We start from the raw sequence: 18,819 nt of genomic DNA, 5'->3' as shown, positions 1-18,819 counted from the left end.
AAAATCAAGCCATGAAAAAATATCTTTGGTATAAAGTTGTCTTTTTGTTCTCTCTTTTTTGCTTTAGTCTGACTGAGATTTATGCCCAGGAAACAAGGCTTCCCGAACTACCCTTTCACCTGACGGCAAAACCCTGGCAGGCCTCCCTTCAAGATAAATCTGCCTTTTTAGATGCCATTGCAGCCACCTGTCAGGTTGTAGCCCGACACCAGGATGCATCAGGGGCCATAATCGACCCTTACCTGAATAGGGAGCACCAATATGCCACCCCCTATTTTGCTTTTGCGGTTGGGGTATTGCTGAAAGCAGGAAGAGGAGAAGGTTTAAAAGAAGCAGGCATCCTTGCCATGGAGCACAGCACCGGCAATTTTGCTGCGGGAACAAAGTCCATTCCCGATGAGCATGGAGAATTCTTTATCAGCCCTTTGGCCCATGCCCTGGAGCTTTACCGACCCCATATTTCTTCCGATAAATACCAATTATGGGAAGATCGCATGAAGACACCACTGGCTGTGGTCATGCAGAACTTTGATGGGAGGATCAATAACTGGAGGACCTATGCCATGAAAGGGGAATGGAGCCGTGTAAAATTGGGTTTGGTCGATAGAGATCAGGCAGTAGATTTTATCGAAACAGCCTGGCATGAGCTTTCTCAGCGTGTAAGGATAATGAGTGACAAGTGGAATTTATACCAGGATTGGAGCAGTGACCCCCAATCCCTGGCTGTGGAGGCGGTAGGCCGGGGCAATCTGATTGGTCTGGTAATGGAAGGCTATGATGGTCCGTCTGCCGGAGAAATGAAATCTGCTATCCGGAGAGGTACACATACCAGCCTGCTGCTCCAGGCCCCGGATGGGCAGGCACCCGCCAACGGCCGGACGGATAACCATATCTTCAACGATGTGCTGTACCAGTTGGCTTTCGAAAGCCTGGCAGAAGATGCGCTGCGTGAAGGGGATAGCCTGTTGGCAGGCCAATACAGACGGGCAGCCAATCTGGCTTTCAACAGTATTTTGAGGTGGCAAAGAACTGATCAACCCTGGGAAGGGTCTTTTTATATCACCAAAAATCATTTTGAACCGGGATTGAGGGTAGGCTACCAACCTGCAAGTCAATGGGGAAACTATACAGGAGCCACGATCCAGCATCTTTCTGAGGCCTGGTTGAGCAGGCAATCGGATATTTCAGAAGAACCGGCTCCAACTGAAATTGGAGGTTATGCCCTGGAAACAGACGATAAATTTGGAGCCTTCTTTGCCAATGCGGGGGGGCTGCAGGTGGTGGCCAACCTGCGTGGTGCGAGCATTCCCAAGTATAACCTGAGCTGGACCCCTTTAGGAGTAATCAGGTTTAGCAAATCGGGATGGGATGCCAGACTGGGGCCTTCAGATGGGGAGCATGACCTGAAAGCCGGTACCCGCTACATGATGAAAACGGGCAGTGGAGATACCCTGGACACTTACAGGAGATTAAGCGGGGTGACATTCGGACCGGAATGGGTGGAAAGGGACCATTGGGTTAGGATCGCTGATCTGGCGGCCAATTATCAGGCCATACCCGAAATACACTTTGTTCATCCCCTGTTGGTTAAATTCACCTTGCATTATTCCTATGTCACCGGCAGGGGTGGCCCTTATTTCAAACAACATTTTACCGTCACTCCTGATCTGGTCGTAAGTCGTCTGAGCAGTCCTCAATCCTTACCCTACGGCCTGACCGTACCCCTTCTGGAAAATGACGGAAGACCGCTCCAAACCGGAGTGAACGAAAAGATGGTTTATACCGGATTCGAGCAGGATGGAGACCGGCAGTATTTTATCAGCCTGAACAAGGAGGCACAGATCCATTCCGATGCGGAGGCCATCCGAAGCACCTATGGCTGGCTTAAGCCGGTAAGGTTTGAAAGCGAGGAACCTTCAGTAGACCTGATGGTTTATCCCAAATCCCCAGAAAATCCCGATGCGAAAGATTTGCTGGCCTCCTTTTCCTGGACTGAAGGTGGCTTTTCCACGGCCTTGGCAGAAATTGGGGAAAAATCCTATATCGGGCTCACTGCGGCCGGAGGTGAAGGCAAGGAAATGGATCTGGATGGAGATGGCGTAGCCGATGTAAGCTTCAATACCAGCTGCCAATTTGTGCTTCAGCTGGAAAACAACAAAGTGATCCGGGCAGAAGCAGACAGGGAAGTAATCCTGAATTATCAGGGGAAGGAATACCATCTTCCTGCCTCTCAACCTATAGACTTATAACAGGAATCTCCTCCTGACTTTGGTCAGGACAGGCCTCACGCTCTTTGCAAAGGGAGATTTGGTTCACAACGGGATTAAGCTTTATGGTTCAGGATTGAAACACCCATTGGCCTGGTGCTTTTTATAACATCAGCCTCAGGACCTCCAAAGATTCCCCTCTTAAAAGGACATTATGAATTTTCATTGTTGAAAGTTGACATTTTTGGCTTAGCATCTGTTTACCCTTTGAGGGATACTAAGTCGACCGATATAGTAGTCGTGAAATTTAGCCCATGGTAAAGGGTCAACCATCTACATAAGCCTGCCATAGTCACGAACCCGTATACTTTACCCCGAAAATGGCTACACTACAAGGAACCATTGTAAAAAATCTGTGCTAATCTGGGTATATCTGTGGTGCACCTTTTGCTAGTTCTGAAAAAAAATCCCAAACTATCTGCTTACTTTTGGCGTTCAGAATGCATCAACGGCTTTGGAAAAAAATCAACTATGAAATACCCCTGTTCCTTTTTAATTTTTACTTTTTTATACACAATTTACCTTTCCTCCTGCACAAGCAAACTGGATGCAGGAAATATGGATCTGGAAGCCTGGAAAAAAGACAGGAACGGGTGTCTTGGGTTAAGGATAAAAGATGTTGAAGAATTGCAACGGATAAAAAACACCTTTCTGGCTAGTTACAATCAGGAAATCATCAAGACTTTTGGCCGACCAGACAGAGTTGAGCTAGTGGATAAAAGCCAAAGTTTTTTTATCTATTTTCTTGAACCCTCAGACAAATGTGGGGTAAAACCAGAAAAAGAACCCCTGAAGGTTCTTTTTCGCCTAAATGCCATTAGCAAAGTGAGTGAAGTGACCATTACCTCGCTTAATCCATAAAACACAAAGCTGCTGCTCCAAGGGTCCCGGCATCATTTTCCAATGTCGCACGCTGCATCTTCAAATCAGAGAGATAGTAAGGACTTAAATATTTATGAATGCATTTTTCCATACTGGGAAGGATGAAGGGAAGTGCTGCGGAAATTCCTCCTCCGAAATAAATTTCATTTACGTCAAGGATCCGGATGGTGGACACGATGGCTTCTCCCATGATTTCTCCCACCTCAGCAAAAGTTTTCAGAGCAACTCCATTGCCCTTGTTGGCTGCAGCTACCAGTACATGCATGCCCAATTCCACTTGGGATAATTCTCCCGCATCATTGGGAAAAGCATCCAGCATGCGCTTTGCGATATTCAGGATACCGTTCCGGCCTATCAGGGGTTCGAGGCGGCTATTTCCTCTCGACAACATGTGCCCCATTTCCATGGCATTTCCCCTTACGCCCTTAAAAACCTCTCCATCAATGATAAGAGCACTTCCTATACCGGTACCCAAAGTAATGAATAAGTAACTATCAGAGTTATCGCCTGTGCCAAAATGCAATTCACCAACTGCTGCAGCACTGGCATCATTTTCCAAATGAAAGATGATGTCTGGAAATTTTTCCAATAAAGCTCCTTTCAGGTTGAAACCATTTAATTCTCCAATGGCAGGAATTTCAAGGGTGGTGGTGCGGTCCTTGCTGACCAATCCGGGAAGACCAATTCCGACATGCCTTACCTCAGGATATTTTTTCAGGTATTTCCCTACGGTTTCCACAAATCCCAAATTAAACCCTTGGGGGTGCTTTCTTAGTGAAGCTGTTTCTTCCTTAGCAAATTGAATGATGTTTCCTTTGGTATTGACCAGTCCTATTTTTACATGGGTACCTCCTACATCAATTCCTAAAAAATTTTCCGTTTTCTTATCCATTATAATTTTTTCAATTTAAAGGTATCATATTCTTCCCGAGGGGAATTTCATCTATTACCAAATTGGTAGGTTTGGTAAAAATATAGGTTTTTCTTCTAATTTCGCTATTTAACCCGATAAAGGAATAAATAAAACGGATATTCTGACCTAGACCAAATATATGCCATCTTCTTTGATAATGATTTTTTTCTTCTTGTACAACTGGCCTATACATTGCTTGAATTGCTTCTTGCTCATAGCCAGTGTTTCCTGAATGACCTCCGGTTTGGATTTATCATTCAATGGTAAAAAGGCATTTTTCTCCAGAATTTCCAGAATGGCGGCTGCTCCTTCTTCAAATTTTTGTCTGCCTATTGGTGTCAATTGCAAATCAATCTTACCATCTTCCCGGACTTTCTTTACAAAAGCCCTTACTTTATCACCAGCCTCAAGGGGCTTAAAGGTTTCATTGCCATAAATTAATCCCTCATAAAACCCGTTGATCAGCGCCTTAAACCCCAAATCCGTTTTGTCAAATACCAGGGCATCCACTTCCTGGCCCACTTCAAAAATACTGGTATCAGACAAAATAAAATCTTCGTATTTACTCACTCCCAGCAATCGGTTGGTTTTGTGGTCTATACAGACCATGACCAGTACTTTATCGCCTTTGCTGACTTTTTGGTGCATTTCTGAGTTGGGAAGCAGCAAATCTTTTTCCAGACCCCAATCCAGGAAAGCGCCAATACCTGTTACCTCCTTGACTTCCAAAACCGCAAACTGATCTAATAATGCCAGGGGCCTATCCGTAACGGCCACCGGTCTGTCTTCGCTATCGGTGTAGACAAAAACTTCAAGAATATCCCCTTCTTTTTCAGTACCACCTAAATAGCGTTTGGGAATCAATACTTCCGTTTGGTCGCTTAACATTAAATAGGCACCATTGTCCGTAAACCGGTTGATGGGCAGTTGGTTGATTTTTCCTAATTCCTTCATGTTGTTTTTCCGTAGGGATTCCTATCATTTCACCATAAATCCTGCACAAATGTAATGATTTTTACAGTTTCGCCCGGGTTTAAAAAAAGTGACAAAAAAGAGCATGCTTACAATAAAAAAAATGGATCTCTATACTGTGCCCATAGATAAGCAAACACTATTTCAAATAATGCTTTGCGGAAAAGACTATTTTCAAAAAAGTTGCCATTTTTTTAAATTATCAGATAATTTTTGAGGTCAAAATGAGAATTAAGCATAATTTGGTTTTCTTTGTGATCAGAAATTGACTTGACCTTAGCCAAAACTTTACATGGAGCCTATTATTTATGCCATCAACGATATCATCTGGAGCAATGCACTGATTGTCCTTTGTTTGGCTGCCGGAGTATATTTTTCCATTATTACCAAATTTCTTCAAATCAGGTATTTCCGGGAAATGATCAAGCTTTTGTTTGGGGGGGAGTCTTCTGAAAAAGGGGTTAGTTCCTTTCAGGCCTTTGCCATCGCCATCTCCGGAAGAGTAGGCACCGGAAACATTGCCGGAGTGGCCACTGCGATTGCCATGGGAGGTCCGGGAGCTATTTTCTGGATGTGGATCATCGCATTCCTGGGTAGTGCTTCAGCCTTCATTGAGGCCACACTCGGTCAGATGTTCAAGGAAATCAAGGGAGGCCAATACCGGGGAGGTCCGGCGTTCTACATCGAAAAAGGCCTTGGCATCAGATGGTATGCCATGCTTTTTGCTTTTGCCACCATTCTCAGCACTGCATTTTTCCTGCCTGGGGTTCAAAGCAACAGCATAGCCCTGAGCGTGGAAAATGCTTTCCAAATTCCGGTATGGGTAACGGGATTGGTAATTTGTTTTTTTCTGGCCCTGATCATTTTCGGAGGTGTTAAAAGAATAGGAAAAGTAGCCCAGATCGTTGTACCCTTTATGGCCGCCGCTTATATCCTGATGGCTGTGATCATTATGGCACTTAACTTTACAGAAATTCCAGGGGTAATCAAACTGATCATTTCTTCGGCATTTAATATGGATGCTACTTTTGGAGGAATATTTGGCATGGCCATTTCCTGGGGAATCAAAAGAGGGATTTACAGCAATGAGGCCGGTCAGGGAACAGCCCCACATGCAGCCGCAGCCGCAGAGGTAAGCCACCCTGTCAAGCAGGGCCTGGTTCAGGCTTTTTCTGTTTATGTGGACACCCTGTTTATCTGTACTGCCACCGCTTTCATGATTCTCTTTACGGGACAATACAATGTGATCAATCCCGAGGGCGGCTTCCTTGTTGAAAATTTGCCCGGTGTACCGATTGGTCCTGAATTCACACAATTTGCTATTAGTGAACATTTTCCTAATCTGGGGCCAGGCTTTATTGCCATTGCCCTGGCATTTTTTGCCTTTACCACCATCATGGCTTATTACTATATTGCAGAGACCAATCTGAGTTTTTTACAAAGAGACAACAATCAAAAGTGGCCCCTGTTCTTACTGAGGGCACTGATTTTGGTTGCCACCTTTTACGGCACCATTCGTACAGCGGCCCTGGCCTGGACCCTGGGTGATATCGGTGTGGGCATGATGGCCTGGTTGAACATTATCGCTATTTTTCTATTGAGAAAGCCTGCCATGGCAGCTTTGAGGGACTACATGGAACAAAGGAAAAAAGGACTGGATCCCACCTTCAATTCCGACACCCTGAATGTGGAGAATACAGAGGAATGGGATAAGATCGATTAATTTTGAATTCATTCCTCATGAATTAGGAGTTTGAATTACCTTCCTTCAATTTCGAACTTTCAACCCGAAGTATGCAAAAGGGATTCTATACAAGAGCGTACAAGGATTGTAGCCTGAGCCCAAGACAAAATAAATCTCTTGGTGCAGATTTTTGGCGGAGCTTCCAAACCCCCTGTTTTTATTGCAATTTCAACCTTTCCCAATACGGAATAACTAAAACACAATCCAGGTTTAACTTTTGGTAAGATATTTGAATTGCTTAGAATTATTTTCTTATCTTTTTAAGAATAATAAAAACCAAAACCAAAGGCATGCAACAAACCCTCTCTCAACCCAGTCCAGGTAGTCTTTTATTGTTACCTATATTATACGTGGTATGGTCTGACACCCTTATCAGCGATCAGGAACTGACAGCTTTAAGGCGATTTTTAAAAGAAATTGATTGGCTCAGTGATGCGGACCGGAATTACCTGAAAGAAAAATTAAGCCCTCAATCACCACCTGACCGGGAGGAGTTGGAATCATGGTGGCAAACCATCAAAGGAGCGGTGCAGGAAAACAAGACCTATCCGGATCTTTCATCTATTGGCATGGATTTGCTTTCAAAAGATGCCCCTGAGGAAGCACATACTTTTCCTTTGGAAAAGGTGAAAAGCGAGTTGGCAACCTTGGAAAAACAGCTGGGCATAGTCGGTAAATCCGCAGCCCTTATTTTTAAATCGGAACACCATAATATTTCCACCAGCTACCAAACCCAACAAGGGTTTGATGTAGGGAAACTGACTTCCATTTTGGATGGAAACAGAAAGCCACTTATCGATGAATTGAAAGCCTTTATTGCCACAAAAGAATTTGATTATGTCCAACCTGATGATTTAGAAAAATACAGAAATCAGGTATTGAACTGGTGTAAGATTTTGGCTGATGAGGGATACGGTGCCATAGGATTTCCGGAAGCCTACGGTGGTAAAGATGACATGGAGGGCTATTTTACGGTAATGGAGACGCTTAGCTACAGGGATTTGAGCATGGTGATCAAATTTGGAGTTCAATTTGGGCTTTGGGGCATGAGCATCCTGTCCCTGGGAACCAAAAGACACCACGATCGGTACCTCAGCAGCATAGGCAAGCTTGAACTTCCCGGATGTTTTGCCATGACGGAAACAAACCACGGATCCAATGTTAAAGGCATTGAAACAACAGCTGTCTATGACCATGAAGCCCGGACATTCACAATTCATACACCACATATTAATGCACGGAAAGAGTATATCGGCAATGCAGCCATGCATGGCAGAATGGCAACGGTTTTTGCCAAGTTGATTATCGGTGGTAAAGATTATGGCGTCAGCACCTTTGTAGTACCCCTTAGAGACCAGCAAGGAAATATTCTCCCGGGAATTGATATTGAGGATTGTGGCAGAAAAATGGGCCTCAACGGGGTAGACAATGGGTTGATTTCCTTTAATCAAGTGGTCATACCAAAGGAAAACATGCTGGACCGGTTTTCTTCCGTAGACGAACATGGTAAATTTCAAAGCTCCATCGCAGGGGATAACAAACGTTTTTTCACCATGCTTGGCACCCTTGTGGGCGGAAGAATAGGCATACCCAGATCGGCAAACGCTGCTTCAAAAACGGGCCTGACCATTGCTGTCAGGTACGGGGACAAACGCCGGCAATTTGGTCCTGAGGGAGGGGAGGAAATACCCATTCTCAATTACCGCATGCACCAGCGCAGACTAATTCCCTTATTGGCCAAAACCTATGCCTGTCATTTTGCCCTGGAGTACGTTACGGCCAGGTTTTTAGGGCGCAAAGAGGAGGAAATGCAGGAAATCGAGGCTCTGGCTGCAGGAATGAAGGCTTATGTGACCTGGCACAATACCGCCACCTTGCAGGAATGCCGGGAAGCCTGCGGAGGGAAGGGATACTTGTCGGAGAACCGGATCGATGCTTTAAAAAATGATACTGACATCTATACCACCTTCGAGGGAGACAACACTGTATTGCTGCAGTTGGTGGCCAAAAGCCGTTTGAGTGCCTACAAGGAGCAATTTGAGAACATGAATATTTTTACGATCATCAATTATGTTGCCGCAAAAACAAAGACTAGTATCACGGAAAAAAATCCGCTGATTATCCGGAATACCGATGAACAGCACCTCTTGGATCCTGACTTCCACCTTAGTGCTTTCGAATACCGGGAAAGCAGCATTCTGGATTCGGCTGCAAAAAGGCTGAAAAGGCTCATGGATGAAGGAATGGATCCCTTTGATGCAGTCAATGTATCCCAGCACCATTTGCTTACCCTTGGGGAGGCCTTTATTGAAAGGGTCGTGCTTGAAAAATTCCAGGAAAAAATAACCAGCGAAAGCGACCCCGAGATTAAAAAAGTGCTGAAAAAACTTTGTGACCTATTCGCCTTATACCAAATGGAACAACACAAGGGTTGGTATCTGGAACAAGGCTATATGGAAGGCGTGAAAACAAAGGCCATTAGAAAGATGGTCAATCAACTTTGCTGGGAAATACGAAAAGATGCTGTGCCCCTGGTCAATGCCTTTAACATACCCGATTCATGCCTTTCAGCGCCCATAGCCATGTAATTCTAATTTATGGAGGAAATTATTGTATTTGCCGTTCTGGGCCTTTCCCTGATCTTTTTTATTTGGGGTAAATTAAGGTATGATCTGGTGGCACTACTTGCCCTGATCATCCTGGCCATACTTGGTTTAATTCCTTTTGAGAAGGCATTTCTTGGTTTTGGTCATCCTGCGGTGGTCACTGTAGCGGCGGTTTTAATTGTCAGTAAAAGTTTGGAAAATTCCGGAATAGTCAACCTCATAGTGCGGGTAATGGACCGCGTAGGTAGCAATATGACCCTTCAGGTGGCATCCATGTCCGGAATTGTGGCTCTATTATCAGGTTTCATGAACAATGTGGGTGCCTTGGCAATATTCATGCCTGTGGCGATTCAAATAGCCAGAAAAAATGATTATCCGCCTTCTCTGGTATTGATGCCCATTGCTTTTTCCTCCTTGCTTGGTGGAATGACCACCCTTATCGGAACCCCTCCCAACATTATAATTGCCGCTTTCCGGTCCACCAACGGAGGACCAGCATTCGATATGTTTGATTTTGCACCCGTAGGTGCTAGCCTGGCTGTTGCCGGAGTTATTTTTATATCATTGGTGGGCTGGCGATTGCTCCCTACCAGGAGGTCGAAACAATCCGGTGAGGACTTATTCCAGATAAAAAACTATATCACAGAAGTTAGGGTCACTGCCGATTCTGATTTAGTCAGTAAAAACATTCATCAACTTACAAACAATAAAGACTTTGATATCAAGGTTCTGGGAATCGTCCGTAAGAAAGAAAGGATCCATGCTCCCGGACCCTACCACATGTTTAAGGAGGATGATATCCTTATCCTGGAATCCAGTACCGAAGACCTGAAAGAATTGATCAGCAGCGCCAAACTTGACATGGTTGGGCATGAAGATTTTATAGATTCAGTCAAAGAAAAGACGGAAATCACCATCACAGAGGGGATCATTCAAGCAGATTCCCCTTTAGTAGGCCAAACGGCTGCCAACCTACACATGCGATCCAGATATGATGTAAATTTGCTGGCATTATCCCGGGGAGACAGAACCATCATCAAAAGAATAGATCATGAGGTTTTCCGTTCAGGTGACGTATTGATGCTGCAAATGAGAGAGCAGAGTTTGTCTGAAACACTCGAAGAAATGAAATGTCTGCCTTTGGCCAGCAGAAGTCTGGACATAGGAAAACCAAAAAAAACTTTTTTGGCCATCGGCATATTTGTACTGGCGATCGGTGCGGCAGTGGGAGGTTGGTTACCAGTGGAAATAGCATTTACTTTAGCGGCAATGTCCATGGTATTTACCAAAATCCTACCTTTAAAGGATTTTTACAACAGTATTGATTGGCCTGTCATTGTTCTACTGGGTGCCATGATTCCGGTTGGGGAGGCTTTTGAGACCAGCGGAGCTGCCGGTTCAGTAACAAAACTGATGTTGGTATATTCGGACACCTTCCCTGCCTGGTCAATGTTGGTGGTCATTATGCTGACCACCATGTTACTTTCCGCTTTGATCAATAATGCCGCTACGGTAGTATTGATGGCTCCTATTGGTCTGCAGATCGCCTATAGCATGGAGCTTTCAGCTGATCCCTTTTTGATGAGTATAGCAGTTGGTGCATCCTCCTCTTTCCTAACGCCCATTGGTCACCAATCCAATACATTGGTTATGGGCCCCGGAGGATATCGGTTTTCAGACTACATGAAGCCAGGATTACCTTTAACCTTCCTGATTCTGGCTTTGGGAGTACCCCTGATCCTTTGGATTTGGCCACTATAAGGGTCAGAAAGAATACTTCAGGGGCCCAATAAAGGCTATCAAAAGTTTTCAAAGTTCTGGAACCCAAGCCGACCTTCGGATGATGAAGCCAGGAATTTTTTCATTCTGCGGCAATTTCCGACGCGTACAATTTAAAAACCGGATTGGGTCGGTGGCTGGACTCCATTAATGCTTTCAGTTCTTTTACCCGCTCCGGATGCTGAGCGGCAAGGTTGTTTTGTTCTCCGGGATCTTCGGCCAGGTTGTACAATTCAATGGGAGGATTCGGATCTTTATTCAGGTTGAGCCGTATGGCTTTCCAATCACCTTTTCGTATGGCTTGTTTTCCCCCCTGTTCGATAAACTCCCAATAGAGGTACTCGTGTTTGGTTTGCTTCCCTGGTTTTCCCAAAAGCGTAGGAGCAAACGAAACACCATCGGTATTGTCAGGTACTGCTGCTCCGGTAAGGTCCCCGATTGTGGCATACATATCCCAAAAAGAAGAAGGATGATCGCTGCTACCCGGCGCTATTTTCCCGGGCCAGTTGGCAATCATGGGTACACGGATGCCTCCTTCATAAAGATCCCGCTTGTAACCCCGGTATGGGCCATTGCTATTGAAAAAATCGGGATCCGCTCCTCCTTCCTTATGAGGTCCGTTATCCGAGGTGAATACCACCAGGGTATTTTCTCTCAGGCCCAGCTGATCCAGTTTTTCCAGGATCTCTCCTACCTGCCTGTCCAGCAGTTCGACCATGGCCACAAAAGCTGCCCTGGGGTTTTCTTGTGACATATAACCTCCTATTTTATAGGTAGGTCCTTCGTCCACGCCCTTATAGGGTGTTTCTTCATACCGTCCGAGATGTTTTTCCATCTGTTCCTCTGGAGCAATCAATTCTGCATGGGGAATGATGCTGGGTACATATAGAAAAAAGGGATTGTTTTGGTTGTCCTCAATAAATTTTAAGGTCTGTTCGTGGATCAGGTTGGGCGCATAAAGCCCCAGGTTTTTACCGGCGTTTTCTTCCAGCACCACCGAGTCCTGATTGTGCCAAAGGTGATAGGGATAGTAATTGTGTCCCATACGCTGGCAATTGTACCCATAAAAAATATCTACTCCCTGATTGTTTGGATCTCCTTCCGAACCTGGATATCCCAGGCCCCATTTACCAAAGGCTCCGGTGGTGTAGCCAGCGTCTTTTAGCGATTCAAAAACTGTAAAAACGGAATCCGGCAATGGGTATTGCCCTTCCGGTTGGATTTCGTAATTCCCCCTTACCGGGGCATGACCGGTATGCAAGCCGGAAACCAAAGTGCTTCTGGAGGGAGCGCAAACGGTAGATCCCGAGTAGTGCTGGGTAAAGAACATTCCTTCTTCGGCAAGTCTGTCCAGATTAGGGGTTTCCATGTACTCCTGCCCGGTAAATCCCAAATCCCCGTAGCCCAGGTCATCGGCCAGGATGTAGATGATATTTGGTTTGGTAGTTTGAGATGCCTCATCCTGCAGGGATTTATCCCCCGATCCCGAAGAACAGGAATAAAGCCCAATGGCCAGAAAAAGGCCTAAACATGTGGAGTTTTGCATGATTGAATATTATAGGAAAGGTTAAAGTGGAAACTTAGCAATAATTTTCCGAAAAAGGAAAGACAGCTTTCGGTTGAATCAAACAAAGGTGACAGGCGATCATCATGTTTATTCAAACGGCTTCCGGGAGCACTTTTAGCGGACAGGGGAAAAATGCTTGCTCCAGCATTTGCCATTGGCTGAAATCCCGGATTTAGGATGACTTAACTTTTATCTGTTAATCGTATAATTTTACCATCGGCAAATGCGAATATGGATGTTCCCCTCATTTCCAGGCTGTCTCCTGCTTTCATTCCGTTTGGCAGGTCGATAGCTAAAATCGCTTTATAGCTTATAGAAATTTTTACCGTTGCTTCCAAAAAATCCCAGGTCTCTATTTGTTGATTTCTGCATTCAAAATATGCTTTGGCTGCTGTTGCCTGTTGGACAAATTGCTTTAATCCTTCGGTCCTCAGGTCTACTTTTCCATCGGTGATATTTTCGAATATGATGTTTTCATCCATGTTTTGAACCATTCCTTCAATGTCAAAATGGTTATAGGCATGGACGTAATTTTCAATTATTTTCTTACGCTGGAATGTCATATCTCTTCTGTTTTAAGGAGAAAATTAACCATTCCTATTAAATCGATGTAGCACTATTCAATAATTTTTTTTTGGTTTTAATATATTTGTAATAAGAATTACAGGAATCAAAGAGATTTAAATCACTTTCCTTACCAGGTATTAAAAATTTATAGTTGGGGGCTATTTTACTCAGCTAATTTTAACGATCAGCATAGCGAAAAAATATGATGCGCTTTGGCTTCATTTACAACCCGCTTATATGATCCACTTTACTCTTTTTGTCCTTGTGGACTTTATCAAGTGATTCCTGGGATTGGATAGGGTCCAAACCTTCGTTCGTATCTCCATCCAGCATGGCATATTTGAGGTGTGCGAAATGGAAGCGGCAAATACCCAAAGGTCTATAATGTTCTACTTCTCAAATTACTCCTGCATGTCTTTTTTTAAGGTGATAATTACCACTCCGTATTTCGCTTTTTCACCATATTTATCGGTCGCCCATTTGTCTTTCAGGACCGACACACCTGAAATCTCCTCCGGATTTATTTTATTCATATCTTCTACCTGAACCATTCCGTCAATTGTTGAAATTAACACCAACGGACTGTTCTCCAAATCTCCTGAAACGCTCAATTTTACGTTTGGACTTCTGGTGGCATCACCAACTGATTTGCTTTCAGCACCATTCACAATATCCAATGGCCCAACAGTCAGTGGCTTATCGGAAAAATCATATTTATCAATATCACTGACACCTTTCAGTTCCGAAAGCTCCTTTTGCTGGGTTTCGCTGAGTTCATTTTTAATGGCAACCAAAGTGGATAACTTCCTTTTCTTTAAATTATTTTCCAGGTTTAATACTATATCCAATTGCCTGGAGACTGCCTCAGGATCGGGATTGGTTTCGCTCAACATTTTCTTTAACTTGGCAGAAGCTACATCCAGCTCCAACTTGCTTTTAAAGAATTCTTTGGAACTTTGGTTGTGTATTTTTTTGATTTTTTCTAACTGTTGGTCAGTAAGGGAAATGGCAAAACTGTTCTGCAATACGAGGTTGGAAGAATACAGGTTTTCCTGAAATATATCCTGTGCATTGAGGGCACCTGAGCATAGTATTAGCCCAATTATCAATAGCTTTTTCATATAGGTCAAATTTTGTTAGAAATCAGTCAAAAGGGAAGAAGTCGGGGAATCCCAGGATTCCAATTCGGTAGTGGATTCAATTTTAAACTGAAGCTCATTGTTTTGTCCTTCTTCCAGGGTAATGATGATCAGGTCGTGATCCAAGGTTTGAATGGGTTTATCTCTAGTGTAAAACCAAGCCATTAAAATCAATGAAGCCGCAATTCCTATGGGAATCAAACTCCATGATTTAAATTTCCTGATTTTTGGAAATTGGGGAGCCTCAATTGCCGAATCCTTTGCTTTCATTTCGCTAAAGAAATCCTGCAGGTCCTGGTCTTCGGAATTATCTATTGTTTTCATGCAGTGTCTTTTTTAAGATAAGCGCTTTGAGATTTCTTTTTCCTCTGTCATAATGAGTCCTGACTGAACCGATACTGATTTCCATGATCTCAGCGGCTTTTTCCAAGGTAAGATTGTGATAGAAAACCAATAGTAAAACCTCCCTTTGTCTTTCTGTCAGCTTTTCGATCAATTCTTCATGTGAAGCAGTATCGATTTCTTGCTCTGTTTCTGCCACATCAAATTCCGCTTCTAGTGAATAGGTGTTTTTCACCTTCTTTTTCCATTCCAAAGCAGTAAACCGTATTACAGAAAACAGCCAGGTTTTGATTTGGGACTTTTCTTTATAGATGGCTTTCCCTTCGAGAATTTTCAAATAAACCTGTTGCAACACATCCTTGGCCAGATCTTCATCAAATGAGCAGCACTGTCTTGACCAGTGGTAAGCTTCTTGGTGAAATTCTTTAAGGAGGTTTTCCAGTTGCCGTTTTTTCATTCTTATCCTTTAGTGTCTAAAAGTTAGTTTTATATGACAGGGGATACTCCTTTTTTAAAAAGGTTTTTTACAAATGTTTTTAAAACCGTGATGCCTCTTAAAAAAGCACCGATGATGGCCGCTGGGAAGTTCTTCCAAATTTAGTATCTAAATCCACCTTTTAATCATTCTAATGCATATTAGGTTTAAATAATACTCGTCCTCCAAGGTGCTAAAAAATCCTGTTTTTCAATTCGATGATAGCCTGTTTGAAAATCGATTTTCTGAATTTCAATAGCTACTAATGGTAAACGTTTAATCTGTCAGTACAAAACTAGCCCCAAGAGATACTATAGCTGCTTTCAAACCCGTGTTGCGCGCATAATTACTGTAATCAATAGTAAGTCCCTTTAAACCGAATTTCCACAGATGAGCTGATGTAAAAATATCTGTGTATTTCATACCGAACCCAACCTGATTGGCATTGTACGTTGAAAGGTCAAAATCAGATGTATAGTAAGCATTGCTGGAAACTAACTTTTCAAAAGGAGCGAAGTAGGTAGCCGCAGTCTGATTATAAAAGCGATAACTTGGATAGAAGGAGAAATTCTGTCCAAGTTTAATTGCCAATTCCAAATTAATAGTATGTGACCGAATGCCCCAATCATCCAGGTAATAACGATAATAACTTCTTAATACCAGGAATTCATTCACATACTGATTAATCCTTACTCCTATCGGTAATTTAAAACGCGTATCAGGAAGCCTCTCAATGTCATCTGCCAATTGAAAAACATCTTTATTTTTTGGCTCGGTATAAAACGGAATACTCTCGGCGTTTCCGATATAAAAATTATCCTTATCGGCAAAATAGACGCGCTGCATTGGATTGGACAACCACCCGGTTTGATAGGTGATGTCCGAAAAAACTGAAAACTGCGTCGTTTTACTCAAGATTTGTAAAAAACCTATGGAAAAAGTATAGGTATTTCGTTTATTGTTTTCAACCAGGCTGGTTTTAAAAGGCCTCCAGGCATCAACGGAAAATTTATTTATTGCCGTACCATTTTCGTTTAAAATAGTTACTCCTTCAAAAAAATCAGCATTTAAGTCTCCATTTTCCTTTATATAGGTCTTTATTTCTGTTGGATATTCTGGTCGCCAGGTATCTAAGTAAATGGCGGTATTCAGACTTAATTCGGAATTTTTTTGGTTGAATAGGCGAACAAATCCTACTCCTGCACCAAATGAAGTATAATCGTATTCATTTGCAAAATTCAAATTTGCTGAATAAATGGAATTTCTGTCCTCAGAAGAATAACTGTAACTAGCGTTAACAGCTGCCCAGGTGTCTTTTCTTGAAGCACCGGATGAAGCAGCCCAGGGAGTACCCGTGTTTTCACCGTTTTCCATTCCCTTATCTTCATGGTCATCGTCGTCCTCGTCATCATCCTCGTCTTGGCCTCTGGAAGCCCCTGAAAAGGGATTCAGGTTACTAGACGATGCAGAGGTGTAGGCAGAAACGGTACCGTTTATTCGCAACACATCATCATCATTAAGTGGAATTGAAATATGGATGTCTGTTGCCAGGTCCGTGAGTTCTTCAGTGCCGATGCCGCCCGTTACTGCTGCATTTTTTCCGTCCTGCGCGTAGAAGCTGGTAAGTATATCCATTTCAACGCTTTCAAGAACGCGTTTCTTAAAAACAGAAGTACTGTCTTTATCATTTTGCGCCAGGGCCAAAAATGGAAGCATACAAAGAAGAAGGAACCCAACTATTTTCATTTTTTTAAATTTTTCTTCAGCGGTCATAACTTGTCCCGTACCAAAGGTCGGGATAGCCTGTCCCAACTCTCATGAGATTCTCCCCTGCTTTATAATTATCTCCGAATGTGACGTTCTCCTCATGCCATAAGCAGGCTCGATTTCGTAATAAAAAGCCGTTCAATTACACCCACAGCCACCTCCGGATTTTCCCCCGTTAGCGCCAGACGCGCCCTCCCGATAGACCTGAAAACTGGTTTCAAATTTTCTCGACTTTCGATCAACCAATTCCATGTCCGGATCATTGATATTTACTTTTTCATATGATTTTACTGCTATGCAAGCATTCATGCCAAGCAATACTATAGAGACAAAAAGGATTTTATTCTTCATTGATTTTAATATGTTCTGATTTGTGAATATTCCCCTGATCGTCTATGATGATGCAGGCTACGTTGGGCAACTGATTGATCCGGTCAATGCCAACCTCTTTTCCCATGACGAAAACAGAAGTGGCCAGTGCATCTGTCAGTTCGGCACTGGGTGCAAAGACCGTCACACTGATAATACCGGTGGCCGGATATCCGGTTTGGGGATTGATGATATGGGAATACCGTACCTTGTCAAATTCCACAAACTTTTCGTAATCGCCGCTAGTGACTACTGCCCCCTGTTTGAGTGGCAATTCAGCAAAGGCAATGTTCTTGTTCATCGGATTGGTAATGGCTACCTTCCAATCGCTACCATCGGGCTTTTTACCCCAGGTATTCATGTCACCGGAAGCATTGATAATCCCGGCAATCGCTCCTTTACCCATCAATAGTTGTTTGGCTTTATCTGCCGCGTAGCCTTTGCCAATAGCACCAAAGCCTATTTTCATTCCCTTTTGACTGAGAAAAACAGTTTGCTTTCCAGAATCAAGGATAATTTTCTCAAACCCAACCATTTCTACCGACGCCTTCACCTCTTCGGCAGTAGGCATTTGAATCATACTGCCATCAAACTTCCAAATTCGGTCCATGGAAGCATAACTGATGTCAAAAGCCCCATCCGTGAGTTCAGATACGGCAATGGACCGGGTTATTAAATCAAACAATTCTTTGTTTACTTTAATAGGTTTAATTCCTGCGTTTGCATTGATTGCCGAGGTTTGAGAATTTGGGTCCCAAGAGGATATTAGCCGTTCAATCCGGGTGATTTCAGCAATAGCAGTGTCCAGAAATACTTCAGCTTCTTCCTCATTAGCTGCTACTACAGTTAAGTCAAAGCGACTTCCCATTAATAGGGTCGTTCGGTGAAAAACCTGCTGGGCACTGGTTACCTGAACCATGGATGCGAACAGGGTAATTAAAAACAACCGTCCCATTCCTTAGGGATTAAAACTGTTTAAATGGCTGATATACTCCTTAGGGCTCATTTTTTTATAGCCCGTTTTCCCCAATACTCCAGCCTTTTTATCCAATACTACTACCAGTGGGAAATAGCCATTAGGGTTGTACTTTTCGGCTAATTCCCCATTCTTGATTGCCTGTGCTTCTGATAATTGATTGGTCTTTTTCCGGGGAAAATCCGCGCGCAACATGACATAGTTTTCCTTGGCATAAGTCTGAAAATCGGCTGATTGCCATATCTCCTTATCCAACTTGATGCAAGGTGCACACCAGTCCGAACCCGAAAAAACCAAAACGATCTTTCGGTCAGTTTCAAGGGCCAATTTTTGGGCATCTTTCAGGTCTAATTGCCATTCCTGTGCACTCACTGTTGATACCCGAGCTAATATTAGCAATAGGCCAACTAAATAATTCCTGGTTTTCATAGTCATTTACCTAAGTGAAAATATC

Annotated in this window: 16 protein-coding genes; 5 read left to right on the top strand and 11 right to left on the bottom strand. The window is 43.3% G+C overall.

The features are described 5' to 3' along the window. The first annotated feature begins 11 nt into the window (after positions 1-11). Positions 12-2,249, top strand: a complete 2,238-nt coding sequence (locus tag G9Q97_RS10540; protein WP_166146629.1) for a hypothetical protein — start codon at positions 12-14, stop codon at positions 2,247-2,249. 489 nt (positions 2,250-2,738) lie between these two features. After that, a complete protein-coding gene (locus G9Q97_RS10535; RefSeq protein WP_166146627.1) occupies positions 2,739-3,128 on the top strand; it encodes a hypothetical protein in 390 nt (129 codons plus the stop codon). On the opposite strand, the gene G9Q97_RS10530 is transcribed toward G9Q97_RS10535, so the two are convergent. Both G9Q97_RS10530 and G9Q97_RS10525 read right to left on the bottom strand, forming a co-directional pair. Further along, entirely contained in the window at positions 3,118-4,041 is a 924-nt protein-coding gene (locus tag G9Q97_RS10530) for an ROK family protein (RefSeq protein WP_166146625.1), read from the bottom strand. The two genes, G9Q97_RS10535 and G9Q97_RS10530, sit on opposite strands and share 11 nt — an antisense overlap. 147 nt (positions 4,042-4,188) lie before the next feature. Next, positions 4,189-5,016 (bottom strand): CvfB family protein, encoded by an 828-nt coding sequence (locus G9Q97_RS10525; protein WP_166146623.1) that lies wholly within the window; start codon positions 5,014-5,016, stop codon positions 4,189-4,191. Positions 5,017-5,326: 310 nt separating this feature from the next. Here G9Q97_RS10525 and G9Q97_RS10520 point away from each other — a divergent pair, with 310 nt between their 5' ends. The 3 genes from G9Q97_RS10520 (at position 5,327) to G9Q97_RS10510 (ending at position 11,145) form a co-directional block, all read left to right on the top strand. Then, positions 5,327-6,757 carry an alanine/glycine:cation symporter family protein gene (locus G9Q97_RS10520; protein ID WP_166146621.1) on the top strand — a complete coding sequence of 477 codons (1,431 nt, stop codon included), beginning with the start codon at positions 5,327-5,329 and terminating at the stop codon, positions 6,755-6,757. Positions 6,758-7,068: 311 nt separating this feature from the next. Further along, positions 7,069-9,366, top strand: a complete 2,298-nt coding sequence (locus tag G9Q97_RS10515) for an acyl-CoA dehydrogenase family protein (RefSeq protein ID WP_166146619.1) — start codon at positions 7,069-7,071, stop codon at positions 9,364-9,366. A gap of 9 nt (positions 9,367-9,375) precedes the next feature. Further along, a complete protein-coding gene (locus G9Q97_RS10510) occupies positions 9,376-11,145 on the top strand; it encodes an SLC13 family permease (protein WP_166146617.1) in 1,770 nt (589 codons plus the stop codon). 100 nt (positions 11,146-11,245) lie between these two features. Here the strand turns inward: G9Q97_RS10510 and G9Q97_RS10505 are convergent, their stop codons facing one another. The 9 genes from G9Q97_RS10505 to G9Q97_RS10465 all read right to left on the bottom strand — a co-directional run bounded on the left by G9Q97_RS10505 (position 11,246) and on the right by G9Q97_RS10465 (position 18,737). Continuing rightward, the gene (locus G9Q97_RS10505; protein WP_166146616.1) at positions 11,246-12,709 is read right to left on the bottom strand and encodes an arylsulfatase; all 1,464 of its coding nucleotides are present in this window, start codon (positions 12,707-12,709) and stop codon (positions 11,246-11,248) included. A gap of 203 nt (positions 12,710-12,912) precedes the next feature. Continuing rightward, on the bottom strand, positions 12,913-13,293 hold the full coding sequence (locus G9Q97_RS10500; protein WP_166146614.1) for a nuclear transport factor 2 family protein: 381 nt from the start codon (positions 13,291-13,293) through the stop codon (positions 12,913-12,915). Positions 13,294-13,698: 405 nt separating this feature from the next. Then, on the bottom strand, positions 13,699-14,418 hold the full coding sequence (locus tag G9Q97_RS10495) for a Spy/CpxP family protein refolding chaperone (protein ID WP_166146612.1): 720 nt from the start codon (positions 14,416-14,418) through the stop codon (positions 13,699-13,701). Positions 14,419-14,433: 15 nt separating this feature from the next. Next, entirely contained in the window at positions 14,434-14,760 is a 327-nt protein-coding gene (locus tag G9Q97_RS10490; protein ID WP_166146610.1) for a hypothetical protein, read from the bottom strand. Next, a complete protein-coding gene (locus G9Q97_RS10485) occupies positions 14,744-15,235 on the bottom strand; it encodes an RNA polymerase sigma factor (protein ID WP_166146609.1) in 492 nt (163 codons plus the stop codon). Before G9Q97_RS10485 ends, G9Q97_RS10490 begins: the two co-directional genes overlap by 17 nt. Before the next feature lie 294 nt (positions 15,236-15,529). After that, positions 15,530-16,999: a DUF3570 domain-containing protein gene (locus tag G9Q97_RS10480; protein ID WP_166146607.1), complete on the bottom strand. Its 1,470-nt coding sequence runs from the start codon at positions 16,997-16,999 to the stop codon at positions 15,530-15,532. A gap of 159 nt (positions 17,000-17,158) precedes the next feature. Further along, on the bottom strand, positions 17,159-17,371 hold the full coding sequence (locus G9Q97_RS10475; RefSeq protein ID WP_166146605.1) for a DUF4266 domain-containing protein: 213 nt from the start codon (positions 17,369-17,371) through the stop codon (positions 17,159-17,161). Continuing rightward, a complete protein-coding gene (locus G9Q97_RS10470) occupies positions 17,361-18,344 on the bottom strand; it encodes an FAD:protein FMN transferase (protein WP_166146603.1) in 984 nt (327 codons plus the stop codon). The genes G9Q97_RS10475 and G9Q97_RS10470 overlap by 11 nt, the downstream gene beginning before the upstream one ends. Positions 18,345-18,347: 3 nt before the next feature. Further along, positions 18,348-18,737: a thioredoxin family protein gene (locus G9Q97_RS10465; protein WP_317168747.1), complete on the bottom strand. Its 390-nt coding sequence runs from the start codon at positions 18,735-18,737 to the stop codon at positions 18,348-18,350. Between the last annotated feature and the right edge of the window lie 82 nt (positions 18,738-18,819).

The organism is Cyclobacterium plantarum (assembly GCF_011290685.1).
Taxonomy (GTDB): Bacteria; Bacteroidota; Bacteroidia; order Cytophagales; family Cyclobacteriaceae; genus Cyclobacterium; species Cyclobacterium plantarum.
The sequence above is the reverse complement of the archived record's forward strand: the minus strand, read 5'-3'. Positions and strand labels throughout refer to the sequence as shown.

What these genes read in the sequence shown, in the direction of transcription:
- G9Q97_RS10540 (WP_166146629.1), top strand. Translation starts at nt 12, where the DNA reads ATGAAAAAATATCTTTGGTATAAAGTTGTCTTTTTGTTCTCTCTTTTT.
- G9Q97_RS10535 (WP_166146627.1), top strand. Translation starts at nt 2,739, where the DNA reads ATGAAATACCCCTGTTCCTTTTTAATTTTTACTTTTTTATACACAATT.
- G9Q97_RS10530 (WP_166146625.1), bottom strand. Translation starts at nt 4,041, where the DNA reads ATGGATAAGAAAACGGAAAATTTTTTAGGAATTGATGTAGGAGGTACC.
- G9Q97_RS10525 (WP_166146623.1), bottom strand. Translation starts at nt 5,016, where the DNA reads ATGAAGGAATTAGGAAAAATCAACCAACTGCCCATCAACCGGTTTACG.
- G9Q97_RS10520 (WP_166146621.1), top strand. Translation starts at nt 5,327, where the DNA reads ATGGAGCCTATTATTTATGCCATCAACGATATCATCTGGAGCAATGCA.
- G9Q97_RS10515 (WP_166146619.1), top strand. Translation starts at nt 7,069, where the DNA reads ATGCAACAAACCCTCTCTCAACCCAGTCCAGGTAGTCTTTTATTGTTA.
- G9Q97_RS10510 (WP_166146617.1), top strand. Translation starts at nt 9,376, where the DNA reads ATGGAGGAAATTATTGTATTTGCCGTTCTGGGCCTTTCCCTGATCTTT.
- G9Q97_RS10505 (WP_166146616.1), bottom strand. Translation starts at nt 12,709, where the DNA reads ATGCAAAACTCCACATGTTTAGGCCTTTTTCTGGCCATTGGGCTTTAT.
- G9Q97_RS10500 (WP_166146614.1), bottom strand. Translation starts at nt 13,293, where the DNA reads ATGACATTCCAGCGTAAGAAAATAATTGAAAATTACGTCCATGCCTAT.
- G9Q97_RS10495 (WP_166146612.1), bottom strand. Translation starts at nt 14,418, where the DNA reads ATGAAAAAGCTATTGATAATTGGGCTAATACTATGCTCAGGTGCCCTC.
- G9Q97_RS10490 (WP_166146610.1), bottom strand. Translation starts at nt 14,760, where the DNA reads ATGAAAACAATAGATAATTCCGAAGACCAGGACCTGCAGGATTTCTTT.
- G9Q97_RS10485 (WP_166146609.1), bottom strand. Translation starts at nt 15,235, where the DNA reads ATGAAAAAACGGCAACTGGAAAACCTCCTTAAAGAATTTCACCAAGAA.
- G9Q97_RS10480 (WP_166146607.1), bottom strand. Translation starts at nt 16,999, where the DNA reads ATGAAAATAGTTGGGTTCCTTCTTCTTTGTATGCTTCCATTTTTGGCC.
- G9Q97_RS10475 (WP_166146605.1), bottom strand. Translation starts at nt 17,371, where the DNA reads ATGAAGAATAAAATCCTTTTTGTCTCTATAGTATTGCTTGGCATGAAT.
- G9Q97_RS10470 (WP_166146603.1), bottom strand. Translation starts at nt 18,344, where the DNA reads ATGGGACGGTTGTTTTTAATTACCCTGTTCGCATCCATGGTTCAGGTA.